This is a genomic window from Paraburkholderia acidiphila (assembly GCF_009789655.1).
Classification (GTDB): Bacteria; Pseudomonadota; Gammaproteobacteria; order Burkholderiales; family Burkholderiaceae; genus Paraburkholderia; species Paraburkholderia acidiphila.
Window position 1 is genome coordinate 1 of sequence record NZ_CP046910.1, and the last position, 26,718, is coordinate 26,718.

Here is a 26,718-nt window from a genome sequence, read left to right on the forward strand (position 1 = left end):
ATGACGGAAGCATTCATCTGCGACGCGATTCGCACGCCGATTGGCCGCTACGCGGGCGCCCTGGCCCAGGTTCGCGCCGACGACCTCGGCGCGGTTCCCCTGAAAGCGCTCATGGAGCGCAACAAGGACGTGGACTGGACGGCGGTCGACGACGTCATCTACGGCTGCGCGAACCAGGCGGGCGAGGACAACCGCAACGTCGCGCGCATGTCGTCGCTGCTGGCGGGCTTGCCGCAGGCCGTGCCGGGTTCGACGGTGAACCGCCTGTGTGGCTCCGGCATGGACGCCGTGGGGATTGCCGCGCGCGCGCTCAAGTCCGGCGAAACGGGGCTGATGATTGCGGGCGGCGTGGAAAGCATGAGCCGCGCACCGTTCGTCATGGGCAAGGCGGCGAGCGCCTTCTCTCGCGACGCCGCGATCTACGACACGACGATCGGCTGGCGCTTCGTCAATCCGCTGATGAAGCAGCAATACGGCGTGGACTCGATGCCGGAAACGGGCGAGAACGTCGCCGTCGATTACAACGTGAGCCGTGCCGATCAAGACGCGTTTGCGGTTCGCAGTCAGCAGAAGGCGGCTCGCGCACAGGCGGACGGCACGCTGGCGCAGGAAATCGTCGCGGTGACGATTGCGCAAAAGAAGGGCGATCCGATTGTTTTCTCGCGTGACGAGCATCCGCGCGAGACGAGCCTCGAAGCGCTCGCCAAACTCAAGGGCGTCGTGCGCCCGGATGGCTCAGTGACGGCCGGGAATGCTTCGGGCGTGAACGACGGCGCTTGTGCGCTGCTGCTCGCCAACGAGGAAAACGCCAAACGCTTTGGGCTCGTGCCGCGTGCGCGCGTGCTGGGTATTGCAACGGCCGGCGTCGCGCCGCGCGTGATGGGCATCGGTCCCGCACCCGCTACGCAAAAGCTGCTCGCGCGTCTGAACATGACCATCGACCAGTTCGATGTTATCGAGTTGAACGAAGCGTTTGCTTCGCAAGGTCTCGCTGTGCTCCGTATGCTCGGCATTGCCGATGACGATCCTCGTGTCAATCCCAACGGCGGCGCGATTGCGCTTGGGCATCCGCTTGGGATGAGCGGCGCGCGGCTCGTGACGACCGCCACGTATCAGCTCCATCGCACGCAAGGGCGCTTCGCGCTTTGCACGATGTGTATCGGCGTGGGGCAGGGCATTGCGATTGCCATTGAACGTGTCTGATTCTTCTTCGCACTGAATCGCGAAAGCCGCGGATCGATTTGATCCGCGGCTTTTTTGTTTTGCGGATAGAAGTATTTCGTGCAACGCAACAATTGCAAACTTCGTTTCAACGCGCAATCACACAGGAATTTGAGCCTCTGCAAACCCCCCCGGCAATACGCCGTATTTGTTGGCCATAACTTGATCCGCTTCCGGCCAGGTAGCGTCCTCGTTTTGAAGGCCGCGCGTAGAATCGGTCGCACTTCGGCGCCTCACGCCGATGCAGATACGGCAGTCAATTCAAACCGGTTCGATAAGGAGAATGCGAATGACGAAGGCAGCGATTCTGGCGGCGGCATGGGTGGTGGGCGTTGGCATTTCACAGGCGACGTTAGCGCAAAACGACGCGCCCGCATCGGCGCCGCAGGGGCAAACTGCGCTTGCCAGCGCAGCGCAGGAAGTGATTGCCAACGCAGAGCCGGTGCATATTCACGCGAAGATCGTCGGCATCGATCGCGCAGCACGCGTCGTCACGCTGCGCGGCCCGCAAGGCAATGAAGTCGATATCGCGCTCAGCCAGCAGGTCGGCAATTTCGATCAACTCAACGTGGGCGATACCGTCGACGTGCTCTACAAAAACGCACTGCTCGTGACGGCCGAAAAGGTTACGGGCAAGGACAAGGGCATTCGCAAGCGTGTGGATACGAATGTCTATTTGCCCGCCTCGTCGGGCTACGACGCCGCGCGCCAGGTCGAAGTTCAGGCCACGGTGCAGCATATCAACGCGAAGAAGCGCGAAGTGACGCTGCGCGGCGCGTATCAGACCGTCACGCTGCAGGCTACGCCCGATGTCGATCTCAAGACCTTGAAGGTCGGCGACACGATCCACGCCGTGTTCGTTTCCGCTTATGCGACGCAGATCACGCCGGTCGGCGCCGCGCAGTAAGCATAAAAAAGCCGGCGCATTGTCGCGCCGGCTTTCTGCGATCCGAACGGGCGCCTGGAAAGGCGCCCGTTCTTCATTTGGGCTTACATGCCCGCCATGCACATGTACTTGATGACCACGTAGTCATCCACGCCGTAGTGCGAGCCTTCGCGGCCAAGGCCCGACTGCTTCACGCCGCCAAACGGCGCGACTTCGTTCGAGATCAGGCCGGTGTTGATGCCCACCATGCCGTATTCGAGCGCTTCGGCCACGCGCCACACGCGGCCAATATCGCGGCTGTAGAAGTAAGCGGCGAGACCGAACTCGGTATCGTTCGCCATCCTGATCACTTCTTCATCCGACGAGAAGCGGAACAGCGGCGCGAGCGGGCCGAAGGTTTCGTCGCGTGCAACCTTCATCGCGGGCGTGACGCCGGTGAGGATGGTCGGCTCGAAAAAGCCGTGGCCGAGCGCGTGGCGCTTGCCGCCCGCGATCACCTGAGCGCCTTTCGCGAGCGCGTCCTCGATGTGCGATTCCACCTTCAGTACGGCCGCTTCGTTGATGAGCGGGCCTTGCGTCACGCCGGCCTCCGTGCCGAGACCGACCTTGAGCTTTTCGACGGCGTCGCGCAGTTTGGCCGCGAACGCGTCGTACACGGCGTCGTGCACATAGAAGCGGTTGGTGCACACGCAGGTCTGGCCGCTGTTGCGATACTTCGATGCGATGGCGCCGGCTACGGCCGCATCGAGATCGGCGTCTTCGAACACGATGAATGGGGCGTTGCCGCCCAGTTCCAGCGAGACCTTCTTGACGGTCGAGGCGCACTGGCTCATGAGGAGACGGCCCACTGGCGTCGAGCCCGTGAACGAGAGCTTGCGCACGGTCGGGTTGCTCGTGAGTTCGCCGCCAATCGCCTTCGGGTCGCCCGTCACCACACTGAAGATGCCGCGCGGCACACCGGCGCGCTCGGCCAGCACGGCCAGTGCGAGCGCCGAGAACGGCGTGGCTTCGGCGGGCTTGAGCACGATCGGGCAGCCTGCCGCGAGCGCGGGGCCGACCTTGCGGGTGATCATCGCGGCGGGGAAGTTCCACGGCGTGATGGCAGCGCACACGCCCACCGGTTCCTTCGTCACGACGATGCGCTTGTCGTTGGCGGGCGTGGGGATCGTGTCGCCGTAAATGCGCTTGCCTTCTTCCGCGAACCATTCGAGGAACGACGCGGCATAGCCGATTTCGCCCTTTGCTTCGGCAAGCGGCTTGCCTTGTTCCGTGGTGAGGATGAGCGCGAGGTCGTCGGCGTTTTCCATCATCAGGTCGTGCCATTTGCGCAGGATGACACTGCGCTCCTTCGCGGTCTTCGCGCGCCATGCAGGCCATGCAGCGTTCGCGGCCGCGATCGCGCGGCGCGTTTCGGCCGCGCCCATGCGCGGCACCGTGCCGATCAGCGCGCCGGTGGCGGGGTTCTTCACTTCGAACGTCGCGCCGTCTTCGGCGCCTTGCCATTCGCCGTTGATATAGGCATTGAATTGCAGCAGCGATGCGTCTTTCAGGTTCATGTCTGAACTCCGGTAGGCGTTGAATCGATTCGTTTAAAACGACGAACGGCACAGCGGCAAACGCCGGTGTGCCGTTTCGCGGATGGCCCGCTGCATGGCTTACTGCATGCGAGCCCGAGTGTTGTGAAGGCTTACGCCGGCACGCCCACGGCTTCCTTGATCGACTCTTCGAGGATCGCGAGCGCTTCGTCGAACACGGCGTCCTGGATCGTCAGCGGGAACAGGAAGCGCACGACGTTCGAGTACACGCCGCACACGAGCAGCAGCAGGCCGCGGTTCAGCGCGGCGGTTTGCACGCGCTTGGTGAAGTCGGCGTCGGCTTCGTTCGTGCCGGGCTTGCAGAATTCCACGGCGTTCATCGCGCCGGGGCCGCGCACATCTGCGATTTGCGGCACGTCGGCCTTCATCGCGTTGAGCTTGGCCTTGATCTTGTCGCCGAGCTTCGTGGCGCGCTCGCACAGCTTTTCTTCTTCGATGATCTCGATCACCGCGTGTGCCGACGCCACTGCCAGCGGGTTACCCGCGTACGTGCCGCCGAGGCCGCCAGGCGCTGCGGCATCCATGACTTCAGCGCGGCCCACCACGCCCGACAGCGGCATGCCGCCCGCGAGGCTCTTGGCGATCGTCATCAGGTCGGGCGTGACGTCGTAGTGTTCCATCGCGAACAGCTTGCCGGTGCGCGCGAAGCCCGTTTGCACTTCGTCGGCGATCAGCAGGATGCCGTGCGTGTCGCAAATCTTGCGTAGGCCGCGCACGAAGTCTGCCGGCGCCTGGTAGAAGCCGCCTTCGCCCTGAACCGGTTCGAAGATGATCGCGGCCACGCGCTTCGGATCGATGTCGGCCTTGAACAGCATTTCGATGTGCTTGAGCGAGTCAGCCGTGCTGATGCCGTGCACCGAGTTCGGGTACGGCGCGTGGTACACGTCGGCCGGGAACGGGCCGAACGCGAGCTTGTACGGAGCGACCTTGCCCGTGAGCGCCATGCCCATCATCGTGCGGCCGTGGAAGCCGCCCGCGAAGGCGATCACGCCCGGGCGGCCCGTGTGGGCGCGAGCGATTTTCACGGCGTTTTCAACGGCTTCGGCGCCGGTCGTGAAGAAGGCGGCCTTCTTGGCGAAGCTGCCCGGCGCGCGCTGGGCGACCTTCTCGGCCAGCGAGACGTACGACTCGTACGGCACGATCTGGTAGGCGGTGTGCGTGAAGTGGTCGAGCTGCGCCTTGATGGCGGCGACGATCTTCGGATGGCGGTGGCCCGTGTTGCACACGGCGATGCCGGCGGCGAAGTCGATGAAGCGGCGGCCTTCCACATCCCACAGCTCGGCGTTCTCGGCGCGCTCGGCGTAGAAGTCGCACATCACGCCCACGCCGCGCGGGGTAATGGCGTTCTTGCGGCTTTGCAGGTCGGCGTTCTTGCTCACGTTCATCTCCTGTGGAATCGGTGTCAGTTCTGAGGTTGGTTGGCGGACCGGCAAGCAGTCCATGTGGCGACTATACTCATGTTTGGCTCTAAATTTCAGAGCCATTCAGTGCAATATTTAGGAGCCAATTTCCATGCGTGCGAGTGTTCTGTCCGATTGGCTGGCCCAACGGCTCGACCGCGGCAGCGTCCAACCGGTATACCGGCAACTGCACAAGCTGCTTCAGCAGGCGATCCTTTCGCGCGAGCTGCCAGCGGGGGCGCGGGTGCCGTCGTCGCGGCTGCTGGCGGCGGAACTGGGGATTGCGCGCAATACCGTGACGCAGGTCTATGAACAATTGGTGCTCGAAGGCTATGTCACGTCCGCCACGGGGCGCGGCACGTTTGTCGCCGACACCTCGCCCGACGAGATCGTCGGGGCGGCGGAAATTGGCTCTATGCAGACGCGGGAGAATATCGAAGTTTCAGGAGCCGTGCCGCCTGCCGGGCGAGTTGCAACTAACAGCCAGACGCGCGGAGCGGAATCACTTGCCGCGGTGGGGCTTGGCGTCCCAGCGGCAGTCGGCCCGGAAACCGTCGCCGCTGGCCATTCGCAGCGCCCGGCGGCGCGCTCGCTCTCGGTGCGCGGAGCGCGCCTGATTGGGAGCGCGGGCGTATCGAAGCGTCAGGGCGGCGCGTTCATGCCGGGCGTGCCCGATGTCTCCCGCTTTCCCTCGCGGGTCTGGACGCGTCTGCACAACAAGTACTGGCGCAGCCTGCGCCCGGACCTGCTCACCTACGCGCCCGGCGGCGGCCTCGCGCTGCTGCGCCACGTGCTCGCCGACTACCTGCGTACCTCGCGCTCGGTGCGCTGCTCGCCGGAGCAGATCATCATCACGACGGGCATTCACCAGTCCATCGATCTGGCCGTGCGCCTGCTCTCCGACCCCGGCGACACCATCTGGACCGAAGACCCATGCTATTGGGGCGTGCGCAGCGTGTTGCACGTCTCCGGCCTCAACACGCGGCCGATCGCCGTGGACAGCGAAGGCCTCAACCCGTCGCCTGACGACTTCGCCGCGCCGCCGCCGCGGCTCATGCTCGTCACGCCTTCGCATCAATATCCGCTCGGCATGGTGATGAGCCTCGCGCGCCGCCGCATGCTGCTCGAGTACGCGCGCCAGCACCAGTGCTGGATCATCGAGGACGACTACGACAGCGAGTTCCGCTACGGCAGCCGGCCGCTTGCGTCATTGCAGGGGCTCGATACGGCGGGGCAGGTGATTTACGTGGGGAGCTTCGGCAAGACGCTGTTTCCGGGCTTGCGCGTGGGCTATCTCGTCGCGCCGGAAGCGCTCGCGGAAAGCTTCGCGACCGCGAGCGCGGAGTTGTATCGCGAGGGGCAATTGCTGCAGCAGGCCGTGCTTGCCGAATTCATCGCCGAAGGGCATTTCACCTCGCATATCCGCAAGATGCGCGCGCTGTATGGCCAGCGCCGCCAGGTGCTGCTCGACGTCGTTTCGCGCCGCTATGGCGACGCGCTGCCCGCCATGGGCGGCGACGCGGGTCTGCATGTCGTGATGCAACTGCCCGAAGGCAGCGACGACCGCGCCGTGGCCGAAGCCGCGCTCGCGCGCAATATCGTGGTGCGGCCGCTTTCTGGGTATTACTCGTCGCGCGAGCGCGCGAACCCCGGCTTGTTGATCGGCTATGCGTGCGTGCCCGACGAGGAGATCGCGCCGGCGTTCGAAACGCTTGCCGAGGCGATCGATACGACGTTGCCTGCATTCGTGTGAGCGATTACGGGCCAATCACAGCCGAATCAGTACCGCCCCACACGTCACGAGCGCGCACGCCACCATACGCCGCGCCGTGAGCTTCTCATTCATGAAGAGCCAGCCAATCAGCACGGCGAAGATCGACGAGAGTTCACGCAGCGCGGAAACCATCGCGATAGGCAGGAAGCGGAACGCTTCGATCACGAGGCAATACGCCGTGAGGGCGAGGACGCCCGCGAGCATGCCGCGCGCGACCGCGGACGTCGACGTGAACATCTTCGCCGCGCCGCCGCGCAGCTTGCAGACCACGAGAAACTGCGGGACGTTCCAGAGCAGATAGACCCACATGATGTAGCTGATGCCGTTGCCGGCCAGGCGCGCGCCAATACCGTCGATGACCGAATACATCGCGATGAAAAGACCCGTGAGCAGCGCGTACGGCACGCTCTCGCCCGAAAAACGCATGCCGCGCCGGAAAGCGAGCGACATGATGCCGAGCGAAACGAGGGCAACGCCGGTCGCCGCGAGCGCATGCAGTTCTTCGTGCGCGAACACGAGCGCGCCGCCGAATACGAGCAGCGGGGAAAGCCCGCGCGCGATGGGGTAGATCTGTCCGAAGTCGCCGCTGCGATAGGCGCGGATCAGCGTGAAGCAGTACACGAACTCCAGCACCACGGAAGCGGCGATGTAGGGCCAACTCGCCTGCGCGGGCAGCGGCAGCACGCATACGCCGATCGCGCTCACGACGATGTACGGCACCGAGAACATGCCGAGCAGCCAGAGGCGGTCGCCCGAAAGATGAAGGAAGGCGTTCCAGCTCGCGTGCATGAGCGCCGAGAGCAGGACCAGCAGGACGACGAAACTGGCCATTGGGCAGCAGATTGGATCGATGGGTTAGAACGGATGCGGGCCGTTGCAGCCGCAAGGAAGCGATTATTCCACCGATTGGCGCCGATTGCCACAAATTGCCACAATTCGCCAGAAAAGAGGGTGCGCGAGCCGTCAGGATTCTGTCCCGGCTCGCGCGGGGGAGGCGCGCGTTGCGCCGAACTGCGGTGTCAGATCACGCGTGCACGCAGTCTCGCGGAGATGAGATCGATAGCCGTGACCACGACGATCACCATGATGAGTACGGCGCTCGTCTGCTGATAATCGAACGAGCGGATTTCCTCGTACAGCACGACGCCGATGCCGCCCGCGCCCACCATGCCCACCACCATCGCCGAGCGCACGTTCGATTCGAAGCGGTAGAGCGCGTAGGAGATCCACAGCGGCATGACCTGAGGCAGCACGCCGTAGATGATCTCGTCGAGCGGTGAGGCGCCCGTGGCGCGCACGCCTTCCACCGGGCGCGGGTCGATGGCTTCCACGGCTTCGGCAAAGAGTTTCGCGAGCACGCCCGTGGTATGCACCCACAAGGCGAGCACGCCCGCGAACGGCCCGAGGCCCACGGCCACGATGAAGAGCATCGCGAACACCATCTCGTTGATGGCGCGGCACGCGTCCATCAAACGCCGCACGGGATGCAGCACCCACGCGGGCGCGAGATTGTGCGCCGACATCAGCCCGAACGGCACCGCGCAGACGATGGCGAGCGCCGTGCCCCACAGCGCCACCGCGACCGTGACCCACATTTCGTGGGCATACGTGCGCCATTCCGTGAAGTCCGGCGGGAAGAAGCCGCGTGCGAACGTGCTCATGTTCGCGGGGTCGGAGAAGAGGTCGAGCGGGCGCATGTCGGCGCCGCGCCACGCCACGCCGAGCAGCACGAACACGATGGCCCAGAGCACGAGCGACGACCAGCTGCGCTTGCCAGCCTGCTTTGCTGTTTGCTTGCTCGCCGCAAGGGCGGCCGCCGCTTGAGGCGCCTGGGCCGCGATTGGCGCGGCGGCGGCGGCTGGCGTCGCCGCCGGAGCAGCGGCGGCCCCGGAGACGTCTGCCTGCCGCACGGCGCGTGAGCTGTCGAAATCCATTGCGCCCATTACTGCTTCGCGAGTGCGCCGATCTTGGCGTCAATGGCCGCGATCTGGCTCTTGCGGTCGTCGTCGGAGAGATTCGTGTTGGCGGCGATCTTCTCTTTCTGCTGGAACAGCGCGACCTGGCGGATCGGCAGGAGCTGCGCGTCGGTGGCGGGCGCGAAGCCTGCATAGCCGGTGATGTCAGCCATGATCTTCTTCTCGCGCGGATCGGTCTTCGCGTAGTGGTAGAAGAAGTCGCGCAGCTTCTGCTTCGTGGCTTCAGGCAGATCCTTGCGATACACGAGCGGGTCGGACGGAATGAGCGGCGAGGTCCACAGCACGCGCACTTGCGCGAAGCGGTCCGGGTGCTTCTGTTGCAGCGTGGCAAGCTCGATGCTGTTGTTGGTGGCGATATCCACCTTGTTGTTCACCACGGCGAGCAGGTTCGCTTCATGGCTCGACGGCAGCACGGTCTTGAAGTTCGTCGCGTTCACCGAAACGCCGTGCTGCGCGAAGAGGTAGTAGCCCGGAATCAGCGTGCCCGAGGTCGAATTGGGGTCGCCCCAGCCGAGCGTGAGATCTTTAGTATTCTTGAACACATCGTCGATCGTCTTCACGCGGCTGTTCACGTTGGTGATGAGCACCGACTTGTAGCCCGTGTCGCCGTTCGCGTACAGCACCTTCGCGAAGATCTCGCCATTCGAGCGGTCCACGGCTTCCATGGCCGAAGCATTGCCGAAGTAGCCGATCTGCACCTTGTTGAAGCGCATGGCCTCGATGATGCCCGAGTAGTCGGTGGCGAAGAACGCGGTCACGTGCAGGCCGGTCTGCTTGTTCAGGTCGTCGATGAACGGTTGCCAGCGTTGCTTGAGCACCGCCGACGAATCGGTCGAGATGATGCCGAAGCTGAGGTCTTCCGCGTGAGCGGCCGCGCTGCCGAGCGAGGCAAACGCGACGGCGCCGGCGGCGCACCAGGAGAGCATGGAGCGGAGCAGTTTCATTGGGGCGGTCCGTGGTGGGTGAAACGTTGCGGGTTGAAAATGGGTTGGGTTGCGGTGGCAATCAAGCCGCGCGAGGCTGTGCGCCGAAGCGCGTAGCTGCGGACGGTGCAGCATCGGGTTCGAGCAGTTCGCGCGCGGCGCTGCCATAAAGCTGTTGCAGCAGGGCGGGCGTGAGCGCTGCTGAAGGACCGTCGTACACCACGCGCCCGTCGCGCAGCGCGATCGTGCGCGGGCAATACTCCATGGCGATGTCCACCTGATGCAGCGAGACGACGACGGTCAAGCCGTGATCGCGGTTGAGCATGCGCATCATGTCCATGACGCGGCGCGACGAAGCAGGGTCGAGCGACGCGATCGGTTCGTCGGCGAGAATGAGGCGCGCGCGCTGCACGAGTGCGCGGGCAAGCGCCGCGCGCTGCTGCTGGCCGCCCGAGAGATTCGAGGCGCGCTCCGCGGCCTTGTGCGCAATGCCCACTTCACCGAGCGCGGCGAGCATCAGCTCGCGCTCGGCGCGCGGGAAGCGGCCCGTGAGGCGTCGCCACAACGGCAGGCGCGAGAGCGCGCCGATCAGCACATTCGTTTCGACCGTGAGGCGATGCACGAGATTGAACTGCTGAAACACGAAGCCGATGTCGCGACGAATGCGGCGCACTTCGCGCACGATGCGTCCGTCCTGCTGAATAGGACGACCAAGGATCTCGATGCGCGAAGGCTGCAGGTCGGAGGCGGTAAAGCCCGCAATATGGCGAAGCAAGGTCGATTTGCCCGAGCCCGATGCGCCGATCAGCGCGACCATCTCGCCAACGCCTACGCGCAGGTTGATTTCGTCGAGTGCCTTGCGGCCGCTGTCGAAGCTTTTCGAGAGGCGTTCGATGCGAATGGCGTCCATAACAATCCGTCGCTGTGTAGTCGAGGGCTCATTCTAGGAAGCGACTGTGACGGTTGAGTGAAGGTGTCGCGACGTCTAGACGACTACATGTTTTGACGCCTTGTGACGTGAGGAAAAATCGCGTGAGATGTGACAGAGGCATGACGCCAAACATCTGTCACGCTCAATATCGAGGGAAGCGGCTATATTGATGGGCAGCGCGCATGCTGTCCCTGGTTTTCGTGACTTGTTGCTGACTTATTGTCGACAGGGGCGGCAGGCATCAGGCAGTTGTAGGCAATGCGGCCGCACACTGCGGACCCAACCTGGGCGGCCCCACTTGGGCGGCCCCATCCGAACAAGCGACGAAACCCGGCGCCATATGCAGGCACTGAGCTTCCTACCCGACAGCTTCGCGGAATACGAGGACCTCAAGGCGATCCTCGATGCCGGCGCACGCTGGTTCGACATTCGCAGCGCGGGTGAAGTCGAAGTGCGGGGCCGTACGTTTGCGCTGCATGTCGCGGCGATCGGCTCGCGCGATCCGGCCGCGCCCGCCATCGGTTTTTTTGGCGGCATTCATGGGCTCGAGCGCATCGGCTCGCAACTGGTGCTCGATTACATGCGCGCGCTGGTGGGGCGTCTAGCGTGGGACGAACTACTGATGCGCCAGCTCGAATCCGTGCGTATCGTGCTTGCGCCGATCGTCAATCCGGGCGGCATGTGGCTTGCCACGCGCGCGAACCCGAACGGCGTGGATCTCATGCGCAACGCGCCGCAGGACGCCGACGAACGCGTGCCTTTTCTCGCGGGCGGCCAGCGTGTGGGCTCGTGGCTGCCGTGGTATCGCGGCAGGCGCGGCGCGCCCATGGAGACCGAGGCGAGCGCGCTCCTGAAGATCGTCGATGAAGAACTCTCGCAGCGCCCGCTCTCTTTCGCGCTCGACTGCCATTCGGGCTACGGCTGGAGCGACAGCATCTGGTTCCCGTACGCGCGCACGCGCCGGCTCATGCGCCATCTGCCCGAAATGTACGTGCTCAAGACGATGTTCGAGCGCGCGCATCCGCATCACGGCTACACGTTCGAGCCGCAGAGCCACCAATATCTGCTGCATGGCGACCTGTGGGACTGCGCGTACGATCGCGCGCCCGCCGGCAACATCTTCCTGCCGCTCACGCTCGAACTGGGTTCGTGGCTGTGGATCAAGAAGAACCCGCGCCAGATTTTCTCGCGCCAGGGCATGTTCAATCCGGTGATGCAGCATCGCACGGCGCGCGTGCTTCGGCGCCATGCGAACCTGTTCGACTTCCTCACGCGCGCCGCGTACTCGTCGCAACGCTGGCTGCCCGAGGGCGTGACGCGCGAACAGGTGCTGCAAAGCGCGATCGCGCACTGGTATCGCAGGCCGGACGCATGAGCGGACCGTGGATCCTCTTGCGTGGCCTCACGCGCGAATCGCGCCACTGGGGCGCGTTTGCGACGCTGCTCGCCGCACGCGAGGGCGCGATGCCGATCGATTTGCCGGGCAACGGCACGCAGGCGCACGCGCGTTCTCCGCTTGTCGTCGACGCTTACGTGGACCTGCTGCGCGCCGACGTGGAGCAGCGCGGCGCACGTGCGCCTTCTCGCGTGCTGGCGATGTCGCTGGGCGGCATGGTCGCGACAGCGTGGGCGCTGCGCTACCCCGAAGAGATCGAGCGCCTCGTGCTCGTGAATACGAGCATGCGGCCGCATAGCCGCGTGTATGAGCGCTTGCGTCCCTCGGCGTGGCCTGCGCTCGCGCGCGTGGCGCGGTATTGGGACGGCAACGACAGCGGCAATCTTGCCGAGACGCTGATCCACGGCCTCACGTGCGCGCGGCGCGACACGCTGGCCGCAGACCTCGAAACGTGGCGCGCGATTCGCGCGGGTGCCCACGTGAGCCGTGCGAACGCGTTACGTCAGCTGGCTGCCGCAGCCAGCTTCAAGGCGCGCGGTGCGCCGCGCTGTGCGGTGCTCGTGGTGTCCTCGCGCGGCGACCGTCTCGTGAATCCCGTTTGCTCGGCGCGCCTCGCACGGACCTGGGGCGCACCGCACGTGGAGCATCCATGGGCCGGACACGATTTGCCGCACGACGATCCGCAATGGCTGCTCGATACGCTCCACGCGGGCGATAGAGCGGCGGATGCCGCGGGCCAGGCCGCCGGCCGCGAGTGAGCGGCGGCGCAGCGTCGCCTGTGCGGCGATTGCCCCATAATACGAAAACTCATCCGGCACTTTCAGGACGATTTCCCGACATGAACGACAAACCCGCTATCGGCGCTGCGGTGCCGCGCCTCACGAGCCTTTCGCACGGCGGCGGCTGCGGCTGCAAGATCGCGCCGGGCGTGCTTTCCGCGCTGCTCGCGCGCAGCACGCCGCTCACCACCGCGTTTCCAAACCTGCTGGTCGGCACCGAGACCGCCGACGACGCCGCCGTCTACAAGCTGAACGACGAACAGGCGATCGTCGCGACCACGGACTTCTTCATGCCGATCGTGGACGACCCGTACGACTTCGGCCGCATCGCCGCGACCAACGCGCTTTCGGACGTCTATGCCATGGGCGGCAAGCCGATTCTCGCGCTCGCGCTGGTGGGCATGCCCATCAACGTGCTGCCGCACGACGTGATCGCGCAGGTGCTGCGCGGCGGCGAGGACGTGTGCGCGGCGGCGGGCATTCCCGTGGCGGGCGGACATTCGATCGACTCCGTCGAACCCATTTACGGGCTTGCGGCGCTCGGCGTGGTGCATCCGGAGCGCGTGAAGCGCAACGCGTCGGCCAAAGCCGGCGATGTGCTCGTGCTCGGCAAGCCGCTGGGCGTGGGCGTGCTCTCCGCCGCCCTCAAGAAGGAAATGCTCGGCGACGCCGGCTACCAGGCGATGGTGAGCGCCGCAACGATGCTCAACAAGCCGGGCGCGACGCTGGCGGAATTGCCGGGCGTACACGCCATGACCGACGTGACCGGCTTCGGCCTGCTCGGCCACACGCTCGAGATCGCACGCGGCGCGCATCTCACGGCGCGCGTGCGTTACGCCGACCTGCCGTGGCTGCCGGGCGTGCAGAAGTTCGTCGATGATGGGGTGTTCACGGGCGCCTCGGGGCGCAACTGGGCTTCGTATGGCGACGCTGTCACGCTCGCCCCCAGCCTGCCCGAGAGCGCGCGCACGCTGCTCACCGACCCGCAAACCTCGGGCGGTCTGCTCGTGGCCTGCGCGCCGGAAAGCGTGGACGAGGTGCTGGCGATCTTCCGCGCGGAAGGCTTTAGCGACGCCCGCGTGATCGGCGAATTGAGCGAAGGACCGGCGCGCGTAGAAGCGCTGTGAGGGCCGTATGAGCGGAGACTCGCCGAAAGCCATCTTTTACGCGCTCGCCGCGAACTTCGGCATTGCGGTCTGCAAGTACGCTGCCGCTGCGTTCACGGGTTCGGGATCGATGTTCGCGGAGGCGATTCACTCCACGGCCGACTGCGGCAATCAACTGCTGCTGCTCTTCGGCCTGCGCCAGTCGCGCGAGCCGCCCACGCCGCTGCACCCCATGGGCACGGGCCGCGCGATCAACTTCTATTCGCTGCTCGTGGCGCTGCTGCTGTTTTTCGTGGGCGGCGCGTTCTCGGTGTACGAGGGCGTGCATCGGCTGATCCTGCGCGAGCCACTGCAATACGTGTATGTCGCGCTCGTCGTGCTCGGCATTTCCGTCGTGCTCGAAGCGTTTTCGCTCTATGGCGCGATGCGCGAGATCCGCAAGGGCTCGCCCACGAAATCGCTGTGGCGCTGGGCGCGCGAAACACGCGACTCGGACCTGCTCGTGGTGGCGGGCGAGGACATCGCCGCGCTCGCGGGTCTCGCCATTGCTTTTGCCGCGGTGCTGCTCACGGTCATTACGGGCAATCCGGTTTGGGACGCGTGCGGCTCGATCGGCGTGGGCGTGCTGCTCATGCTGATTTCGTGGTTCATCGCGCGCGAAGTGAAGTCGATGATCGTGGGCGAATCGGCGAGCCCGGAAATGCGCCGCGATATCGAATCGTTCCTGCGCGCGCGGCCCGAGATTCGCAGCATCATCAGCTTGATTACCCTGCAATGGGGCAAGGAGGTGATGGTGGCGGTGCAGTGCGAAATGCTCGACTACGAGCACAGCCGCACGATGGTCGAGGCGATCAACGAGATCGAAGCCGATCTGCAGGCGCGCTTTCCCGTCGTGCGATGGGTGTTTTTCGAGCCGGATTTCGTGAATCGGTAACGCCCAGGCCCGGCAGTCGCAAGAGTGCCGAGCCCTTTCACATCCTCACTTCACATCTTCACGCGGCGCTTCCAGCTTCAATGCCGGAACGGCGTCCACACGGGCGTGGTGTTGTCCCACTGCTCGAGTTCGGAAGGTACGGTCGGATTCATGTTGGACTCCTACGTTTTTCGTCTTGCAATCGGAATGCCGATGCGTCTTGCGGGTTTATTCGCCAGCCTGGGCAACGCGTTGCGCGTTATTTGCGCGGCTTTCCTGCAGCGCGATGCGTTGCGCTTGCGTGCGGCCGATCAGACTTTGCTCGGGGTAGCTCGTCTTGTTCAGCGAGGGCAGCGTGCCGTCACGATACGCGGCGGCGATTTCGGCTTTGACTTCGGCGCGGGTTTTCGGGGCGCTATTGTCCTGTGCGAAGGCCGAGACGCTGGCGGCGAGCGAGAGAACGAGCGTGGCGCCAATGGCGGTTGCGAGAGTGCGTTTCATGATCTGCTCCTTTTCTACTGGTGCCACGTGGGTCGCGGCGACAGGAGCAAATGTAGTTGCGCAGCCGTTTGCGATAAACGGCCGCAACGCGAAAGGAATTGTCGAAAATCCGGAACAATCGCTGCGCCGCGCCCGCGAAAGCCTTAGCGGGCGAGGCGTTGAGGGATGAGTGCCGCGCGATGGCGTCAGGCCGTCCAGCCTAAGCGGCCCACTCCGAGATGACCGGCGTTTCGAGCGCCGGCGCGTTTTCGCGCTCTTCGAGCGTGCGCATCGTGCAGGCCTTGTCGAGCGAGGCGCGGCCGGAGAGCAGCGGGCAGCGGTCGAACACTTCCGCGATCCAGTCGACGAACACGCGCACTTTGGGTGACAGATGGCGGCTGTGCGGGTACACGGCCGAAATCGGCATCGGCAGCGGCTTGTAATCGGGCAGGACTTCGACGAGCGCTCCCGACTTCAGGTGCGGCAGCACCATGTAGCGCGGCCCCTGAATCAAGCCGAAGCCTTCGATGCCGCAGGTCACGTAAGCATCCGCGTCGTTCACCGAGACCATGCTCTTGAGCTTGACCTCGACTTCCTTGCCGTCGACGAGGAACGCCCAGTCCATCACGCGCCCGGTGCGCGACGAAAAATAGTTCACGGCACGATGCTCGGCCAGTTCCTCGAGCGTTTGCGGCGTGCCATGGCGCTCCAGGTACGAGGGCGCCGCGCACGAGACGCCTTCGAAAATGCCGATGCGCCGCGCGACCAGCGACGAATCCTGCAGCGCGCCCACGCGCACCACGCAATCCACGCCTTCCTGCAGCAAGTCGACAGGACGGTCGGAGAGCCCGAGTTGCAGGTCGATGTCCGGATAGCGCCCGTGGAACTCGCACAGCGACGGAATCACGATTAGCCGCCCGATCGAGCCGGGCATGTCGATGCGCAGCTTGCCGTGCGGCTTGCGGTTGCGGTCCTGGAATGTGGTTTCCGTTTCCTCGACGTCCGCGAGAATACGCACGCAGCGCTCGTAGTACGCGGCGCCGTCGGGCGTGAGCGAAAGGCGGCGCGTGGTGCGGTGCATGAGGCGCACGCCGAGAAATGCTTCGAGATTCTGAATGATCGTCGTGACCGAGGCGCGCGGCATGTCGAGCGTTTCGGCTGCGCGCGTGAAGCTGTTGGTATCGACGACGCGGGTGAACACCTGCATGGCCTGAAGGCGGTCCATTGCCACTCTCCAAAAAGCTTCGGTCGCACGGCGCGCGGCGTTCGACGGAAACGCCCGCGCACAAAGAGGAGACAGATTGTTCAGGTGCGCCGAATTGTGTTGCCGGATTATAGGCATTTATTTGCAAGTCTGCCGAACCCACAATTCGCTCCATTCGAATCTACTCTCGCGCATTGCGCCGATTTGACATGGATGTCTTTAAACGCCCGACGTCTTGGATCTCCGCGGAAGAAGCGCCGCTGGCCGAAAGCCCGGTGGTGCTGCCTGTTACCGCGTCCGCCAAGCCCAGCACGGCGCGCGCGCTGCTCACGACCGACGTCGTGATCGAAGGCTACGCGCAGCAGATTCCGCTGCGGCTGTACCGCCCCGAAGCCGCGAACGGCCTGCCGGTGTTGCTGTATTTCCACGGCGGCGGCTTCGTGCGCGGGTCGATCGAGGAGGCGGACGCCGTTGGGCGCTTTCTCGCAGAACGCTTACCAGCGCTCGTCGTGAGCGTGGGGTATTCGCTTGCGCCGAAGCACCCGTTTCCCGCCGCGCCCGAAGACGCGCATCGTGCGGCGCTGTGGGCGATGACGCGGGCGCGCGCCTTCGGCGGGAGTCCGAAGCGCGTGATCGCGGCGGGCCACGACGCGGGCGGCCAGATCGCCAACGTGCTCGCGTTCATGGGACGCGATCGCGGTGACGTGAAACTCGCGGCGCAGGCCTTGTTCGCGCCGATGCTGGACCCGAGTCTCACGCGTCTTGGCGACGAGGCGCGCCTCGGCTCCGACATCACCGCAAGCGAATGCGCGGCGTGCTATCGCGCGTATCTGCCCGACGCGACGCAGCGCATGCATCCGTACGCGGCGCCACTCGAATCGCTGCGCCTTGGCGGCTTGCCGCCCACGCTCATCGTGACCGCACAGAACGACGTGCTGCACATCGAAGCGGAGAAGTACGCGAGCCGCCTGATCGACGCGGGCGTGCGCACCCAGGTGGTGCGCTACCCGAGCGTCTCCCATGCGGATCTCGCGGCGCATCCGGCCGCGCTCAACGAAGCCGTGCGGTTTTTCCAATGTTGCTTCGACGCGGGCGCGTCATAGGCGAAGCGTCCCTGCGGCGGTGCTGCCGAGCCAGTGAAGAACAATCAACCATTATTTCTGGAGTCCGACATGTCACTCTTTTCGCAATCCCGAACCCGTATCGCGCTGGCGGTCTTCGGCGTGCTCGTGGTCGCGGGCCTGGGCACCTTCGGGGCAATCCGCCTCGACTCGCATCCCGCCGTTGCAGCGGAAGCCCCGCCCGCGCCCGAGGTCGATGTCGCAGCCGTGCTCAATCGCACCATCACCGACTGGCAGACCTATTCGGGCCGCATGGCCGCCGTCGAAAAAGTGGAGATACGTCCGCAGGTTTCGGGCACGATCGTCTCGGTGAACTTCCGTGACGGCGCGCTCGTGAAGCAGGGCGAAACGCTGTTCGTGATCGACCCGCGCCCGTACCAGGCGGCTGTCGATCAGGCCGCCGCGCAGCTTGCCGCCGCACAGGCGCGCACGGGCTACGCACAAAGCGACTGGGAGCGTGCGCAGCGGCTGATTGGCGACAACGCCATTGCGAAGCGCGATTACGACGAGAAACAGAACGCCTCGCGTGAAGCGAACGCGAATCTCAAGGCCGCACAGGCCGCGCTCGAAGCCGCGCAGATCAACCTCGGCTACACGCGCATCGTCGCGCCGGTTGCGGGTCGCGTCTCGCGTGCCGAGATCACGGTCGGCAACGTCGTTTCGGCGGGAGCCGCCGCCGCGCCGCTCACGACGCTCGTCTCGGTTTCGCCCATCTACGCCGAATTCGACGCCGACGAGCAGACCTATCTCGACTACATCAGCCGCATGAAGGATGGCTCGAAGGTGCCGGTCGAACTGGGTCTCGCGAACGAATCGGGTTATTCGCGTACCGGCACGATCGAGTCTGTGGATAACCGTCTCGACACCACGTCGGGCACGATCCGGGTGCGCGCGCGCTTCGACAACGCCGACGGCGCGCTGGTGCCGGGGCTGTACGCGCGTATCAAGGTGGGCGGCAGCGCTCCGCACCCCGCGCTGCTCGTGGACGACGCCGCCATCGGCACGGACCAGGACAAGAAGTTTGTCTACGTCGTGGATAACAGCGGCAAGATCGCGTACCGCACCGTGCAAACGGGCGGCCAGCAGGGCAACCTGCGCGTGATTCTGGACGGCCTGAAGGCGGGCGACCACGTGGTGGTGAACGGTACGCAGCGCGTGCGCCCGGGCATTGTCGTGCGCTCGCACATGGTGCCGATGAACGGCGACCCCGACGCCGATTCGGCCAATACGGCAGCGACCCCCGGCGCGAAGGCAGCGAAGACGTCCTGACGAGCGGCGGGCGTGCGCGATTGCAGCGTACGCCCGTGCATCGGTCAGGATGCCTAAGCGTCAGACGATTAGCGCTAAATTGAGCGTCATGAACAAGAGCAACCCATGAACATATCGAAATTCTTCATCGACCGGCCGATCTTCGCGGGCGTGCTGTCCGTGCTGATCCTGCTGGCCGGCGTGATCGCGCTGTTCCAGTTGCCGATCTCCGAGTACCCCGAGGTCGTGCCGCCTTCGGTGGTGGTCCACGCGCAGTACCCGGGCGCGAACCCGAAGGTGATTGCCGAAGCCGTGGCCGCGCCGCTGGAAGAGCAGATCAACGGCGTCGAGAACATGCTGTACATGCAGTCGCAGGCCAATAGCGACGGCAATCTCACGCTCACGGTCACGTTCCGCCTCGGCACCGATCCGGACAAGGCCACGCAGCTCGTGCAGAACCGCGTGAACCAGGCGCTGCCGCGCCTGCCTGAAGACGTGCAGCGTCTCGGCATCACGACCATCAAGAGCTCGCCCACGCTCACGATGGTGGTGCACCTGATCTCGCCGGACAACCGCTACGACATGACGTACCTGCGCAATTACGCGCTGCTGAACGTGAAGGACCGCCTCTCGAACATCCAGGGCGTGGGCGAAGTCCAGCTGTGGGGCTCGGGCGACTACGCCATGCGGATCTGGCTCGACCCGCAGAAGGTCGCGCAGCGCAATCTCACCGCGAACGACGTGGTCAACGCGATTCGCGAGCAGAACGTGCAGGTCGCGGCGGGTGTGATCGGCGCTTCGCCTAGCGTGCCCGGCACGCCGTTCCAGTTGAACGTGAACGCGCGCGGCCGTCTGCGCACGGAAAGCGAATTCGGCAACATCATCGTCAAGACGAATCCCGATGGCGGTGTGACCTACCTGCGCGATATCGCGCGTATCGAGCTGGCCGCTTCGGAATATGGTCTGCGCTCGCTGCTCGACAACAAGCCAGCGGTGGCGCTCGCCATCAACCAGGCGCCGGGCGCGAACTCGCTCGCGATCTCGGACCAGGTGCGCGCGGCGATGAAGGAACTCAAGCAGGACATGCCCGCAGGCGTGGACTACAAGATTGTCTACGACCCCACGCAGTTCGTGCGCTCCAGTATCGAAGCGGTGGTGCATACGCTGCTCGAAGCCATCGCGCTCGTGGTGATCGTGGTGATCGTGTTCCTGCAAACGTGGCGTGCCTCGATCATTCCGTTGATCGCGGTGCCGGTGTCGATTGTCGGGACGTTCTCGCTGTTGCTTGCGTTCGGCTTCTCGATCAACGCGCTATCGCTGTTCGGCATGGTGCTCGCCATCGGCATTGTGGTGGACGACGCGATCGTCGTGGTGGAAAACGTGGAGCGTAATATCGCGAGCGGCTTATCCGCGCGCGACGCGACCTACAAGGCCATGCAGGAGGTGAGCGGACCGATCATCGCGATTGCGCTCACGCTGGTGGCCGTGTTCGTGCCGCTCGCGTTCATGAGCGGTCTCACGGGCCAGTTCTACAAGCAGTTCGCGATGACCATCGCCATTTCCACGGTGATCTCGGCGTTCAACTCGCTCACGCTTTCGCCCGCGCTTTCGGCGCTGCTGCTGCGCGGCCACGGCGAGAAGGAAGACTGGCTCACGCGCGGCATGAACCTCGTGCTGGGCGGCTTTTTCCGCCGCTTCAACCGTGTGTTCCATCGCGGCTCGGAAAGCTATGGGCGCGGCGTGAACGGCGTGCTGCGCCACAAGGGCGCGATGCTCGGGGTCTATGTGGTGCTGATCGGCGCAACGGTGCTGATGGCGCGTGTGGTGCCGGGCGGCTTCGTGCCCGCGCAGGACAAGGAGTATCTGATCGCGTTCGCGCAATTGCCTAATGGCGCCGCGCTCGACCGCACCGAGAACGTGATTCGCGACATGAGCGCGATTGCGCTCAAGCAGCCCGGCGTGGAAAGCGCCGTGGCCTTCCCGGGCCTTTCGGTGAACGGCTTCACCAATAGTTCGAGCGCAGGCATTGTGTTCGTCACGCTCAAGCCGTTCAAGGAGCGCAAGGGCAAGGCGTTGTCGGCCGGGGCGATTGCGGGGGCGCTGAACCAGCAGTACGCGAGCATCAAGGACTCGTTCATCGCCGTGTTCCCGCCGCCGCCGGTGCTCGGCCTCGGCACGCTCGGCGGCTTCAAGATGCAGCTGGAGGATCATGGTGCGCTCGGCTATGAGGCGCTCAACCGCGCCACGCAGGACTTCGTCAAGCGCGCGTCGCAAACGCCGGAGCTGGGCCCGACGTTCACGAACTATCAGATCAACGTTCCGCAATTGAACGTCGATCTCGACCGCACGAAGGCGAAGCAACTCGGCGTGCCGGTCACGGACGTGTTCGACACGATGCAGGTCTATCTCGGCTCGCTCTACGTGAACGACTTCAACCGCTTCGGACGCGTGTATCAGGTGCGCGTGCAGGCCGATGCGCCGTTCCGCCAGAGGGCCGACGACATCCTGCAACTGAAGACGCGCAACGCCGCGGGCGAGATGGTGCCGCTTTCGTCGCTCGTCACGGTCACGCCCACGTACGGCCCCGAAATGGTGGTGCGCTACAACGGCTACACCGCTGCCGACATCAACGGCGGCCCCGCGCCCGGTTACTCGTCGGGCCAGGCGCAGGCGGCGGCGGAGCGCATCGCGGCCGAAGTGCTGCCGCGCGGCGTGAAGTTCGAATGGACCGACCTCACGTACCAGCAGGTGCTGGCGGGCAATGCGGGCGTCTGGGTGTTCCCGATTAGCGTGCTGCTCGTGTTCCTCGTGCTGGCCGCGCTGTACGAGAGCCTCACGCTGCCGCTCGCGGTGATCCTGATCGTGCCGATGAGCGTGCTGTGTGCGCTAACGGGGGTGTGGCTCACGCAAGGCGACAACAACATCTTCACGCAGATCGGCTTGATGGTGCTGGTGGGGCTGGCTTCGAAGAACGCCATTCTGATCGTCGAGTTTGCGCGCGAACTGGAGCACGACGGACACACGCCGCTTTCCGCTGCCATCGAGGCGAGCCGTCTGCGTCTGCGACCGATCCTGATGACGTCCATCGCGTTCATCATGGGCGTGGTGCCGCTCGTGCTCTCGAGCGGCGCGGGTTCGGAGATGCGTCATGCGATGGGTGTGGCCGTGTTCTTCGGCATGCTGGGCGTGACCGCGTTCGGCCTGCTTCTCACGCCGGTGTTCTACGTGGTGCTGCGCACGCTCGCGGGCGGCAAGATTCACGTCGCGCAGAAGGACAATGCGCGCAAGCCGCAGTCGATGGTCGACGCGTAAGGCGACAAGGGAGAATGATTAACATGACTAACGAATCTATCTTGCGTCACGGCGGGAATGACTCGCCGGGAGCCGGCCAGTTCGCGCGCATCACGCGAATCGCGGCGAGCGTCGCGCTCTTTGCCTGGCTCGCGGCGTGCTCGGTCGAGCCCACCTACAAGGTGCCCGACGCCGCCGTGCCCGCTGCCTACAAGGAAGCGCCGCAGCAAACGCAAAGCACGAATCCACACGACGTGGGCACGTGGACGCCCGCGCAGCCCGCCGACGACACCCATCGCGGCGAATGGTGGACGGTGTTCGGCGACCCGGCGCTCGACAAGCTCGAACAGCAGGCGCTCGAAGCGAACCAGGACCTCAAGGCGGCCGCCGCGCGCGTGCAGCAGGCGCGCGCCGTGACGCAGGCCGCACGCGCCTCGTGGTTCCCGTCGATCGATGCGGGCTTCGGCCCGACCTACGAGCGTGCTTCGCCGGCTTCGTTGTACTTCCCGCAGAGCACCAACGTGCCCGCGCAAACGCTGTGGCGCGCGCAGGCTACGGCAAGCTACGAGGTCGATCTGTTTGGCCGCGTGAGCTCGAACGTCCACGCCTCGCAGGCGGACGCGCAGCAAAGCGAAGCCTTGTTCCTCTCGGTGCAGCTTGCCTTGCAGGCCGACGTCGCGCAGAACTACTTCCAGCTGCGCCAGTTCGACTCCGATGTCGATCTGTACCGCCGCACGGTGGCGCTGCGCGAGGACGCGCTCAAGCTCGTCGAGCGCCGCTTCAAGGAAGGCGACATCAGTGCGCTCGACGTGGCGCAGGCGCGCAACGAGCTGGCGAGCGCGCGTGCTGACGCGGTTGGCGTCGCGCGTCAGCGCGCGGCCTCGGAGCATAGCCTCGCGATCTTGCTCGGCAAGGCGCCCGCGGACTTCACGTTCCCGGAAACGCCGCTCGCGCCGGTGGTCGTGCAGGTGCCGCCGGGCCTGCCTTCCACGCTGCTCGAGCGCCGCCCCGACGTGGCGGCGGCCGAGCGCGCCATGGCGGCCGCGAACGCACGCGTGGGTCTCGCGAAGTCGGCATTCTTCCCGCAGCTCAACATCACGGGGGCAGCGGGTTTCGAGTCGGCCACGCTCGGCGATCTGTTCATGTGGTCGAGCCGCGCGTTCCTGCTTGGGCCGCTTGCCGGTACGGCGCTCACGCTGCCGCTTTTCGACGGCGGCCGGCGCAAGGCGAATCTCGCACAGTCGCGCGCGAAGTACGAGGAAGACGTCGCGCAATACCGCCAGCAGGTGCTCGTGGCGTTCCGCGAGGTGGAGGACAATCTCTCCGACCTGCGCCTGCTCGACGACCAGATCCGCGAGCAGAACGACGCGGTGAGCGCTTCGCAGCAATCGGCGCACCTTTCGCGCACGCAGTACGAGGAAGGCGAGGTGAGCTATCTGAACGTGATCGACAGCGAACGGACGGTGCTCGTGTCGCAATTGCAGGCGAGCCACTTGCAGGGCTCGCAGGCCGTGGCGACCGTGAACCTGATCCGCGCGCTGGGCGGCGGCTGGGGCGATGCGAAGCCCGGCGATGGCGCGCCGCCGCCCGCGCCGCTTGCGGCGCGTTAAGCCGCTCGCAAGACCCCACGGAAATAGCCGTAACGCTCGCCGCCTGTGCATATCGCAGGCGGCGATTTCCTTTGCGCAATCGCTTCGTAGACCCGGCCCCGCCGCGCCCCTATCATCGTCTGGACCCATCTGGAGCCAACGCGATGGGCCCTCATCGCGTCGCTCCTCACTGAACGAAGTCCACCTTCCATTCGAGGAACGCGATGATCCGTGCCGTGCGCGCCATGGGGCGCCCTTCTTCTTTTCAGCGCGTTTTTGCGTCGTTCGGCCAGCTGACGGCAATCGCCGTGTCGCTCGCGGCCACTACGCTTAATGCGCATGCCGACACCCCGACGCTCAAAATCGGCATCGCCACCACGCCGCAAACGCCCGCGCTCCAGGAAGCGGCTCGCGAGGCGAAGGCGCAGGGCGTGGACGTGAAGATCATCGAATTCACCGACTGGAACACGCCTAACGCCGCATTGGCCAACAAGGACATCGACGTCAATTACTTCCAGCACACGCCGTTTCTGGAAAACGCCGAAAAGCAGGGCGGTTACAAGTTCGTCGCCATTGCGCCGGGCACGATCATGAAGATCGGCCTGTATTCGAAGAAGGTAAAACGTTTCGAAGACCTGAAGGACGGCGCGACGGTCGCCATTGCGAACGATCCCGTGAACGGCGGGCGCGGCCTGTTGCTGCTGCAGCGCGCGGGTCTCATCACGCTCAAGCCGGGCGTGGACTATCGTGCCACGACGCTCGACATCGTTTCCAACCCCAAGCATTTGAAGATCGTTCAGCTTGAAGCGTCGCAACTCGCACGCTCGCTCGACGACGTGGATCTCGCGCAAGGCTACCCGAGCTTCATCAAGCTTGCGGGCACGACCGATCCGAATAGCGCGCTGCTCTTCGACGGCACGGAAAACAAAGCGTTCGCGATCCAGTTCGTCGTGCGGCCCGAGAGCGTGAACGATCCGCGCATTCGCAAGTTCATCGACATCTACCAGCATTCGCCGGCCGTGCGCAAGGAACTCGACAAGGCCTTCGGCAACCTCTACGCGGTCGCCTGGTAAGGCGCGCGTCAATCACGCACGAGGAGCAGCGATGATGAAATGGTTCGGGGCAGCGCGCTTCATCGAATCAGGGCCGGCGGCAGGAGAGACGGCGCGCGACGCCGATGCGTCACAGCCCGCCGTGGTGTTCGAAAACGTCGGCAAGACCTATGCGGCCGGCGCGCATGCGGCGCTCGCGGGCGTCGGCTTACAGGTGGCGCGCGGCGAGGTGTTCGGCATCATCGGGCGCAGTGGCGCGGGCAAGTCCACGCTGCTGCGGCTTGTCAACGGGCTCGAAAAGCCCACGAGCGGCAGCGTGCGCGTGAACGGTGTGGACGTGGGCGCGCTCGACGAGCGGGCACTCGTCGCGCTGCGACGGCGCATCGGCATGGTGTTTCAGCACTTCAACCTGCTTTCCGCCAAGACCGTGCACGACAACATCGCGCTGCCGCTGAAAATCGCGGGTGTGCCGAAGGCGGCCATCGAGGCGCGCGTGAACACGCTGCTCGAACTCGTCGGGTTGAGCGAGCGCCGCGATGCGTGGCCCGCGCGCCTTTCCGGCGGGCAGAAGCAGCGCGTGGGGATTGCACGCGCGCTCGTGCACGAGCCCGATATCCTGTTGTGCGATGAGGCGACTTCGGCGCTCGACCCGGAAACCACGCGCGCCATTCTCGCGCTGCTGCGCGACATCAACCGTCGCCTTGGCGTCACCATCGTGCTCATCACGCATGAGATGGAGGTGATACGCGACGTGTGCGATACGGTCGCGGTGATCGAGCGCGGCGAGGTGGTCGAGCAGGGACCGGTATGGCGCGTGTTCGGCGATCCTCAGCACGAAGCGACGCGTGCGCTCTTGCACACGCCCGGCCACGAACTGCCCGACGATTTGGCGGCGCGCATTCACGACTCGCCGCGAGCGGGCGCGCATGCGCTCTTCGACGTGCGCTTCACGGGGGAAGCGGCGCAGGAGCCCGACCTCGCCACGCTCGCGCAGACGTTCGGCTCGCAGGGCGTGCGCTTCGTGCATGGCGGCATCGAGCGGATTCAGGGGCGCGCGCAAGGGCGCTTGATCGTCTCCGCGCCGGCGCGAAACGCTGCCGAGGCCGCGACACTCGCCGAGCGGGCGCGTGGCCATGCAAGCCGCGTGGAGGTGCTGGGTTATGTCTGACATCTGGATCACCGAACTCCTCGAAGGCATACGCGACACGTTGCTGATGGTCGGCGTATCGGCGATATTCGCACTCCTGATTGGTATTCCCATCGCACTGTTGCTCGTCACGACCGCGCGCGGCGGCATTCTGGAGCGGCCCGCGCTCAACTCCGCGCTGGGCGCGCTCGTCAACGCGTTCCGCTCCACGCCCTTCATTATCTTGCTGGTTGCGTTGCTGCCGCTTACGCGCTTCCTCGTCGGCACGACGATCGGCGTGTGGGCCGCCGTGGTGCCGCTCTCCATTGCGGCCATTCCGTTCTTCGCGCGCGTGGCCGAAGTCAGCCTGCGCGAAGTCGATCGCGGCCTGATCGAGGCGGCTCAGGCCATGGGCGCGCAGCGCCGCCATATCGTGTGGCATGTGCTGCTGCCCGAGGCGCTGCCCGGCATGGTCGGCGGCTTCACGATCACTGTGGTGGCGATGATCGGCTCCTCGGCGATGGCGGGCGCCGTCGGCGCGGGTGGCCTCGGCGATCTCGCGATACGCTACGGCTATCAACGCTTCGATACGACGGTCATGGTCACTGTCATCGTGATGCTGATCGCGATTGTTGCGGCCGTACAGTTCACAGGTGACGTGATGGTGCGGCGCCTGTTGCGGCGAACCTGAAAGGCCTGGCCTTTTC

At 65.2% G+C, this 26,718-nt stretch carries 22 protein-coding genes; 14 read left to right on the forward strand and 8 right to left on the reverse strand.

The window, feature by feature from the left end; translation table 11 throughout:
- Nucleotides 1-1,203, forward strand: a complete 1,203-nt coding sequence (gene pcaF / locus FAZ97_RS14480; RefSeq protein WP_158759184.1) for a 3-oxoadipyl-CoA thiolase — start codon at nt 1-3, stop codon at nt 1,201-1,203.
- A 307-nt stretch (nt 1,204-1,510) separates the two neighbouring features.
- Nucleotides 1,511-2,128: a hypothetical protein gene (locus FAZ97_RS14485; protein WP_199272128.1), complete on the forward strand. Its 618-nt coding sequence runs from the start codon at nt 1,511-1,513 to the stop codon at nt 2,126-2,128.
- A gap of 83 nt (nt 2,129-2,211) precedes the next feature.
- Here the strand turns inward: FAZ97_RS14485 and gabD are convergent, their stop codons facing one another.
- Both gabD and gabT read right to left on the reverse strand, forming a co-directional pair.
- A complete protein-coding gene (gene gabD, locus FAZ97_RS14490; RefSeq protein ID WP_158759185.1) occupies nt 2,212-3,663 on the reverse strand; it encodes an NADP-dependent succinate-semialdehyde dehydrogenase in 1,452 nt (483 codons plus the stop codon).
- A gap of 131 nt (nt 3,664-3,794) precedes the next feature.
- The gene (gene gabT, locus FAZ97_RS14495; RefSeq protein WP_158759186.1) at nt 3,795-5,087 is read right to left on the reverse strand and encodes a 4-aminobutyrate--2-oxoglutarate transaminase; all 1,293 of its coding nucleotides are present in this window, start codon (nt 5,085-5,087) and stop codon (nt 3,795-3,797) included.
- A gap of 127 nt (nt 5,088-5,214) precedes the next feature.
- Here gabT and pdxR point away from each other — a divergent pair, with 127 nt between their 5' ends.
- A complete protein-coding gene (pdxR, locus tag FAZ97_RS14500) occupies nt 5,215-6,855 on the forward strand; it encodes a MocR-like pyridoxine biosynthesis transcription factor PdxR (protein WP_158759187.1) in 1,641 nt (546 codons plus the stop codon).
- A 15-nt stretch (nt 6,856-6,870) separates the two neighbouring features.
- Here pdxR and FAZ97_RS14505 read toward each other — a convergent pair whose 3' ends face one another.
- The 4 genes from FAZ97_RS14505 to phnC form a co-directional block, all read right to left on the reverse strand.
- Complete coding sequence (locus FAZ97_RS14505; protein WP_158759188.1) at nt 6,871-7,707, reverse strand: EamA family transporter; 837 nt, start codon at nt 7,705-7,707, stop codon at nt 6,871-6,873.
- A gap of 188 nt (nt 7,708-7,895) precedes the next feature.
- Nucleotides 7,896-8,810 carry a phosphonate ABC transporter, permease protein PhnE gene (phnE, locus tag FAZ97_RS14510; protein ID WP_158759189.1) on the reverse strand — a complete coding sequence of 305 codons (915 nt, stop codon included), beginning with the start codon at nt 8,808-8,810 and terminating at the stop codon, nt 7,896-7,898.
- Between the two features lie 8 nt (nt 8,811-8,818).
- Nucleotides 8,819-9,796 carry a phosphonate ABC transporter substrate-binding protein gene (gene phnD / locus FAZ97_RS14515; protein WP_158759190.1) on the reverse strand — a complete coding sequence of 326 codons (978 nt, stop codon included), beginning with the start codon at nt 9,794-9,796 and terminating at the stop codon, nt 8,819-8,821.
- A gap of 61 nt (nt 9,797-9,857) precedes the next feature.
- Nucleotides 9,858-10,685, reverse strand: coding sequence for a phosphonate ABC transporter ATP-binding protein (gene phnC / locus FAZ97_RS14520; RefSeq protein ID WP_158759191.1), 828 nt, complete (start codon nt 10,683-10,685; stop codon nt 9,858-9,860).
- Nucleotides 10,686-11,046: 361 nt separating this feature from the next.
- Between phnC and FAZ97_RS14525 the strand changes: the two genes are divergently transcribed.
- The 4 genes from FAZ97_RS14525 to FAZ97_RS14540 all read left to right on the forward strand — a co-directional run bounded on the left by FAZ97_RS14525 (nt 11,047) and on the right by FAZ97_RS14540 (nt 14,921).
- Nucleotides 11,047-12,081, forward strand: coding sequence for a M14 family zinc carboxypeptidase (locus FAZ97_RS14525; RefSeq protein ID WP_158759192.1), 1,035 nt, complete (start codon nt 11,047-11,049; stop codon nt 12,079-12,081).
- Entirely contained in the window at nt 12,078-12,860 is a 783-nt protein-coding gene (locus tag FAZ97_RS14530; RefSeq protein ID WP_158759193.1) for an alpha/beta fold hydrolase, read from the forward strand. The genes FAZ97_RS14525 and FAZ97_RS14530 overlap by 4 nt, the downstream gene beginning before the upstream one ends.
- Nucleotides 12,861-12,940: 80 nt before the next feature.
- On the forward strand, nt 12,941-14,008 hold the full coding sequence (gene selD, locus FAZ97_RS14535) for a selenide, water dikinase SelD (protein WP_158759194.1): 1,068 nt from the start codon (nt 12,941-12,943) through the stop codon (nt 14,006-14,008).
- A 7-nt stretch (nt 14,009-14,015) separates the two neighbouring features.
- The gene (locus tag FAZ97_RS14540) at nt 14,016-14,921 is read left to right on the forward strand and encodes a cation diffusion facilitator family transporter (RefSeq protein ID WP_158759195.1); all 906 of its coding nucleotides are present in this window, start codon (nt 14,016-14,018) and stop codon (nt 14,919-14,921) included.
- Nucleotides 14,922-15,128: 207 nt separating this feature from the next.
- On the opposite strand, the gene FAZ97_RS14545 is transcribed toward FAZ97_RS14540, so the two are convergent.
- Together FAZ97_RS14545 and FAZ97_RS14550 are read right to left on the reverse strand one after the other, a co-directional pair.
- A complete protein-coding gene (locus tag FAZ97_RS14545; RefSeq protein WP_158759196.1) occupies nt 15,129-15,401 on the reverse strand; it encodes a DUF4148 domain-containing protein in 273 nt (90 codons plus the stop codon).
- A gap of 199 nt (nt 15,402-15,600) precedes the next feature.
- On the reverse strand, nt 15,601-16,605 hold the full coding sequence (locus FAZ97_RS14550; protein ID WP_133187772.1) for a LysR family transcriptional regulator: 1,005 nt from the start codon (nt 16,603-16,605) through the stop codon (nt 15,601-15,603).
- Nucleotides 16,606-16,793: 188 nt separating this feature from the next.
- Between FAZ97_RS14550 and FAZ97_RS14555 the strand changes: the two genes are divergently transcribed.
- The 7 genes from FAZ97_RS14555 (at nt 16,794) to FAZ97_RS14585 (ending at nt 26,702) form a co-directional block, all read left to right on the forward strand.
- Complete coding sequence (locus tag FAZ97_RS14555) at nt 16,794-17,687, forward strand: alpha/beta hydrolase (RefSeq protein WP_158759197.1); 894 nt, start codon at nt 16,794-16,796, stop codon at nt 17,685-17,687.
- 69 nt (nt 17,688-17,756) lie between these two features.
- The gene (locus FAZ97_RS14560) at nt 17,757-18,974 is read left to right on the forward strand and encodes an efflux RND transporter periplasmic adaptor subunit (protein ID WP_158759198.1); all 1,218 of its coding nucleotides are present in this window, start codon (nt 17,757-17,759) and stop codon (nt 18,972-18,974) included.
- Nucleotides 18,975-19,079: 105 nt separating this feature from the next.
- Nucleotides 19,080-22,265: an efflux RND transporter permease subunit gene (locus FAZ97_RS14565; RefSeq protein WP_158759199.1), complete on the forward strand. Its 3,186-nt coding sequence runs from the start codon at nt 19,080-19,082 to the stop codon at nt 22,263-22,265.
- A gap of 23 nt (nt 22,266-22,288) precedes the next feature.
- Nucleotides 22,289-23,854, forward strand: coding sequence for an efflux transporter outer membrane subunit (locus FAZ97_RS14570; RefSeq protein WP_158759200.1), 1,566 nt, complete (start codon nt 22,289-22,291; stop codon nt 23,852-23,854).
- Between the two features lie 224 nt (nt 23,855-24,078).
- Nucleotides 24,079-24,906: a MetQ/NlpA family ABC transporter substrate-binding protein gene (locus FAZ97_RS14575; RefSeq protein WP_158760928.1), complete on the forward strand. Its 828-nt coding sequence runs from the start codon at nt 24,079-24,081 to the stop codon at nt 24,904-24,906.
- Between the two features lie 31 nt (nt 24,907-24,937).
- Complete coding sequence (locus FAZ97_RS14580) at nt 24,938-26,053, forward strand: methionine ABC transporter ATP-binding protein (protein WP_158759201.1); 1,116 nt, start codon at nt 24,938-24,940, stop codon at nt 26,051-26,053.
- Nucleotides 26,046-26,702, forward strand: a complete 657-nt coding sequence (locus FAZ97_RS14585) for a methionine ABC transporter permease (RefSeq protein ID WP_158759202.1) — start codon at nt 26,046-26,048, stop codon at nt 26,700-26,702. Before FAZ97_RS14580 ends, FAZ97_RS14585 begins: the two co-directional genes overlap by 8 nt.
- Nucleotides 26,703-26,718: the final 16 nt, after the last annotated feature.

Coding starts and splice junctions, on each gene's coding strand:
- FAZ97_RS14540 (WP_158759195.1), top strand. CDS start 14,016: ATGAGCGGAGACTCGCCGAAAGCCATCTTTTACGCGCTCGCCGCGAAC.
- FAZ97_RS14570 (WP_158759200.1), top strand. CDS start 22,289: ATGACTAACGAATCTATCTTGCGTCACGGCGGGAATGACTCGCCGGGA.
- FAZ97_RS14525 (WP_158759192.1), top strand. CDS start 11,047: ATGCAGGCACTGAGCTTCCTACCCGACAGCTTCGCGGAATACGAGGAC.
- FAZ97_RS14565 (WP_158759199.1), top strand. CDS start 19,080: ATGAACATATCGAAATTCTTCATCGACCGGCCGATCTTCGCGGGCGTG.
- FAZ97_RS14530 (WP_158759193.1), top strand. CDS start 12,078: ATGAGCGGACCGTGGATCCTCTTGCGTGGCCTCACGCGCGAATCGCGC.
- gabT (WP_158759186.1), bottom strand. CDS start 5,087: ATGAACGTGAGCAAGAACGCCGACCTGCAAAGCCGCAAGAACGCCATT.
- phnC (WP_158759191.1), bottom strand. CDS start 10,685: ATGGACGCCATTCGCATCGAACGCCTCTCGAAAAGCTTCGACAGCGGC.
- FAZ97_RS14545 (WP_158759196.1), bottom strand. CDS start 15,401: ATGAAACGCACTCTCGCAACCGCCATTGGCGCCACGCTCGTTCTCTCG.
- phnE (WP_158759189.1), bottom strand. CDS start 8,810: ATGGATTTCGACAGCTCACGCGCCGTGCGGCAGGCAGACGTCTCCGGG.
- phnD (WP_158759190.1), bottom strand. CDS start 9,796: ATGAAACTGCTCCGCTCCATGCTCTCCTGGTGCGCCGCCGGCGCCGTC.
- FAZ97_RS14485 (WP_199272128.1), top strand. CDS start 1,511: ATGACGAAGGCAGCGATTCTGGCGGCGGCATGGGTGGTGGGCGTTGGC.
- FAZ97_RS14585 (WP_158759202.1), top strand. CDS start 26,046: ATGTCTGACATCTGGATCACCGAACTCCTCGAAGGCATACGCGACACG.
- gabD (WP_158759185.1), bottom strand. CDS start 3,663: ATGAACCTGAAAGACGCATCGCTGCTGCAATTCAATGCCTATATCAAC.
- FAZ97_RS14505 (WP_158759188.1), bottom strand. CDS start 7,707: ATGGCCAGTTTCGTCGTCCTGCTGGTCCTGCTCTCGGCGCTCATGCAC.
- FAZ97_RS14555 (WP_158759197.1), top strand. CDS start 16,794: ATGGATGTCTTTAAACGCCCGACGTCTTGGATCTCCGCGGAAGAAGCG.
- FAZ97_RS14550 (WP_133187772.1), bottom strand. CDS start 16,605: ATGGACCGCCTTCAGGCCATGCAGGTGTTCACCCGCGTCGTCGATACC.
- selD (WP_158759194.1), top strand. CDS start 12,941: ATGAACGACAAACCCGCTATCGGCGCTGCGGTGCCGCGCCTCACGAGC.
- pcaF (WP_158759184.1), top strand. CDS start 1: ATGACGGAAGCATTCATCTGCGACGCGATTCGCACGCCGATTGGCCGC.
- FAZ97_RS14560 (WP_158759198.1), top strand. CDS start 17,757: ATGTCACTCTTTTCGCAATCCCGAACCCGTATCGCGCTGGCGGTCTTC.
- pdxR (WP_158759187.1), top strand. CDS start 5,215: ATGCGTGCGAGTGTTCTGTCCGATTGGCTGGCCCAACGGCTCGACCGC.
- FAZ97_RS14580 (WP_158759201.1), top strand. CDS start 24,938: ATGATGAAATGGTTCGGGGCAGCGCGCTTCATCGAATCAGGGCCGGCG.
- FAZ97_RS14575 (WP_158760928.1), top strand. CDS start 24,079: ATGGGGCGCCCTTCTTCTTTTCAGCGCGTTTTTGCGTCGTTCGGCCAG.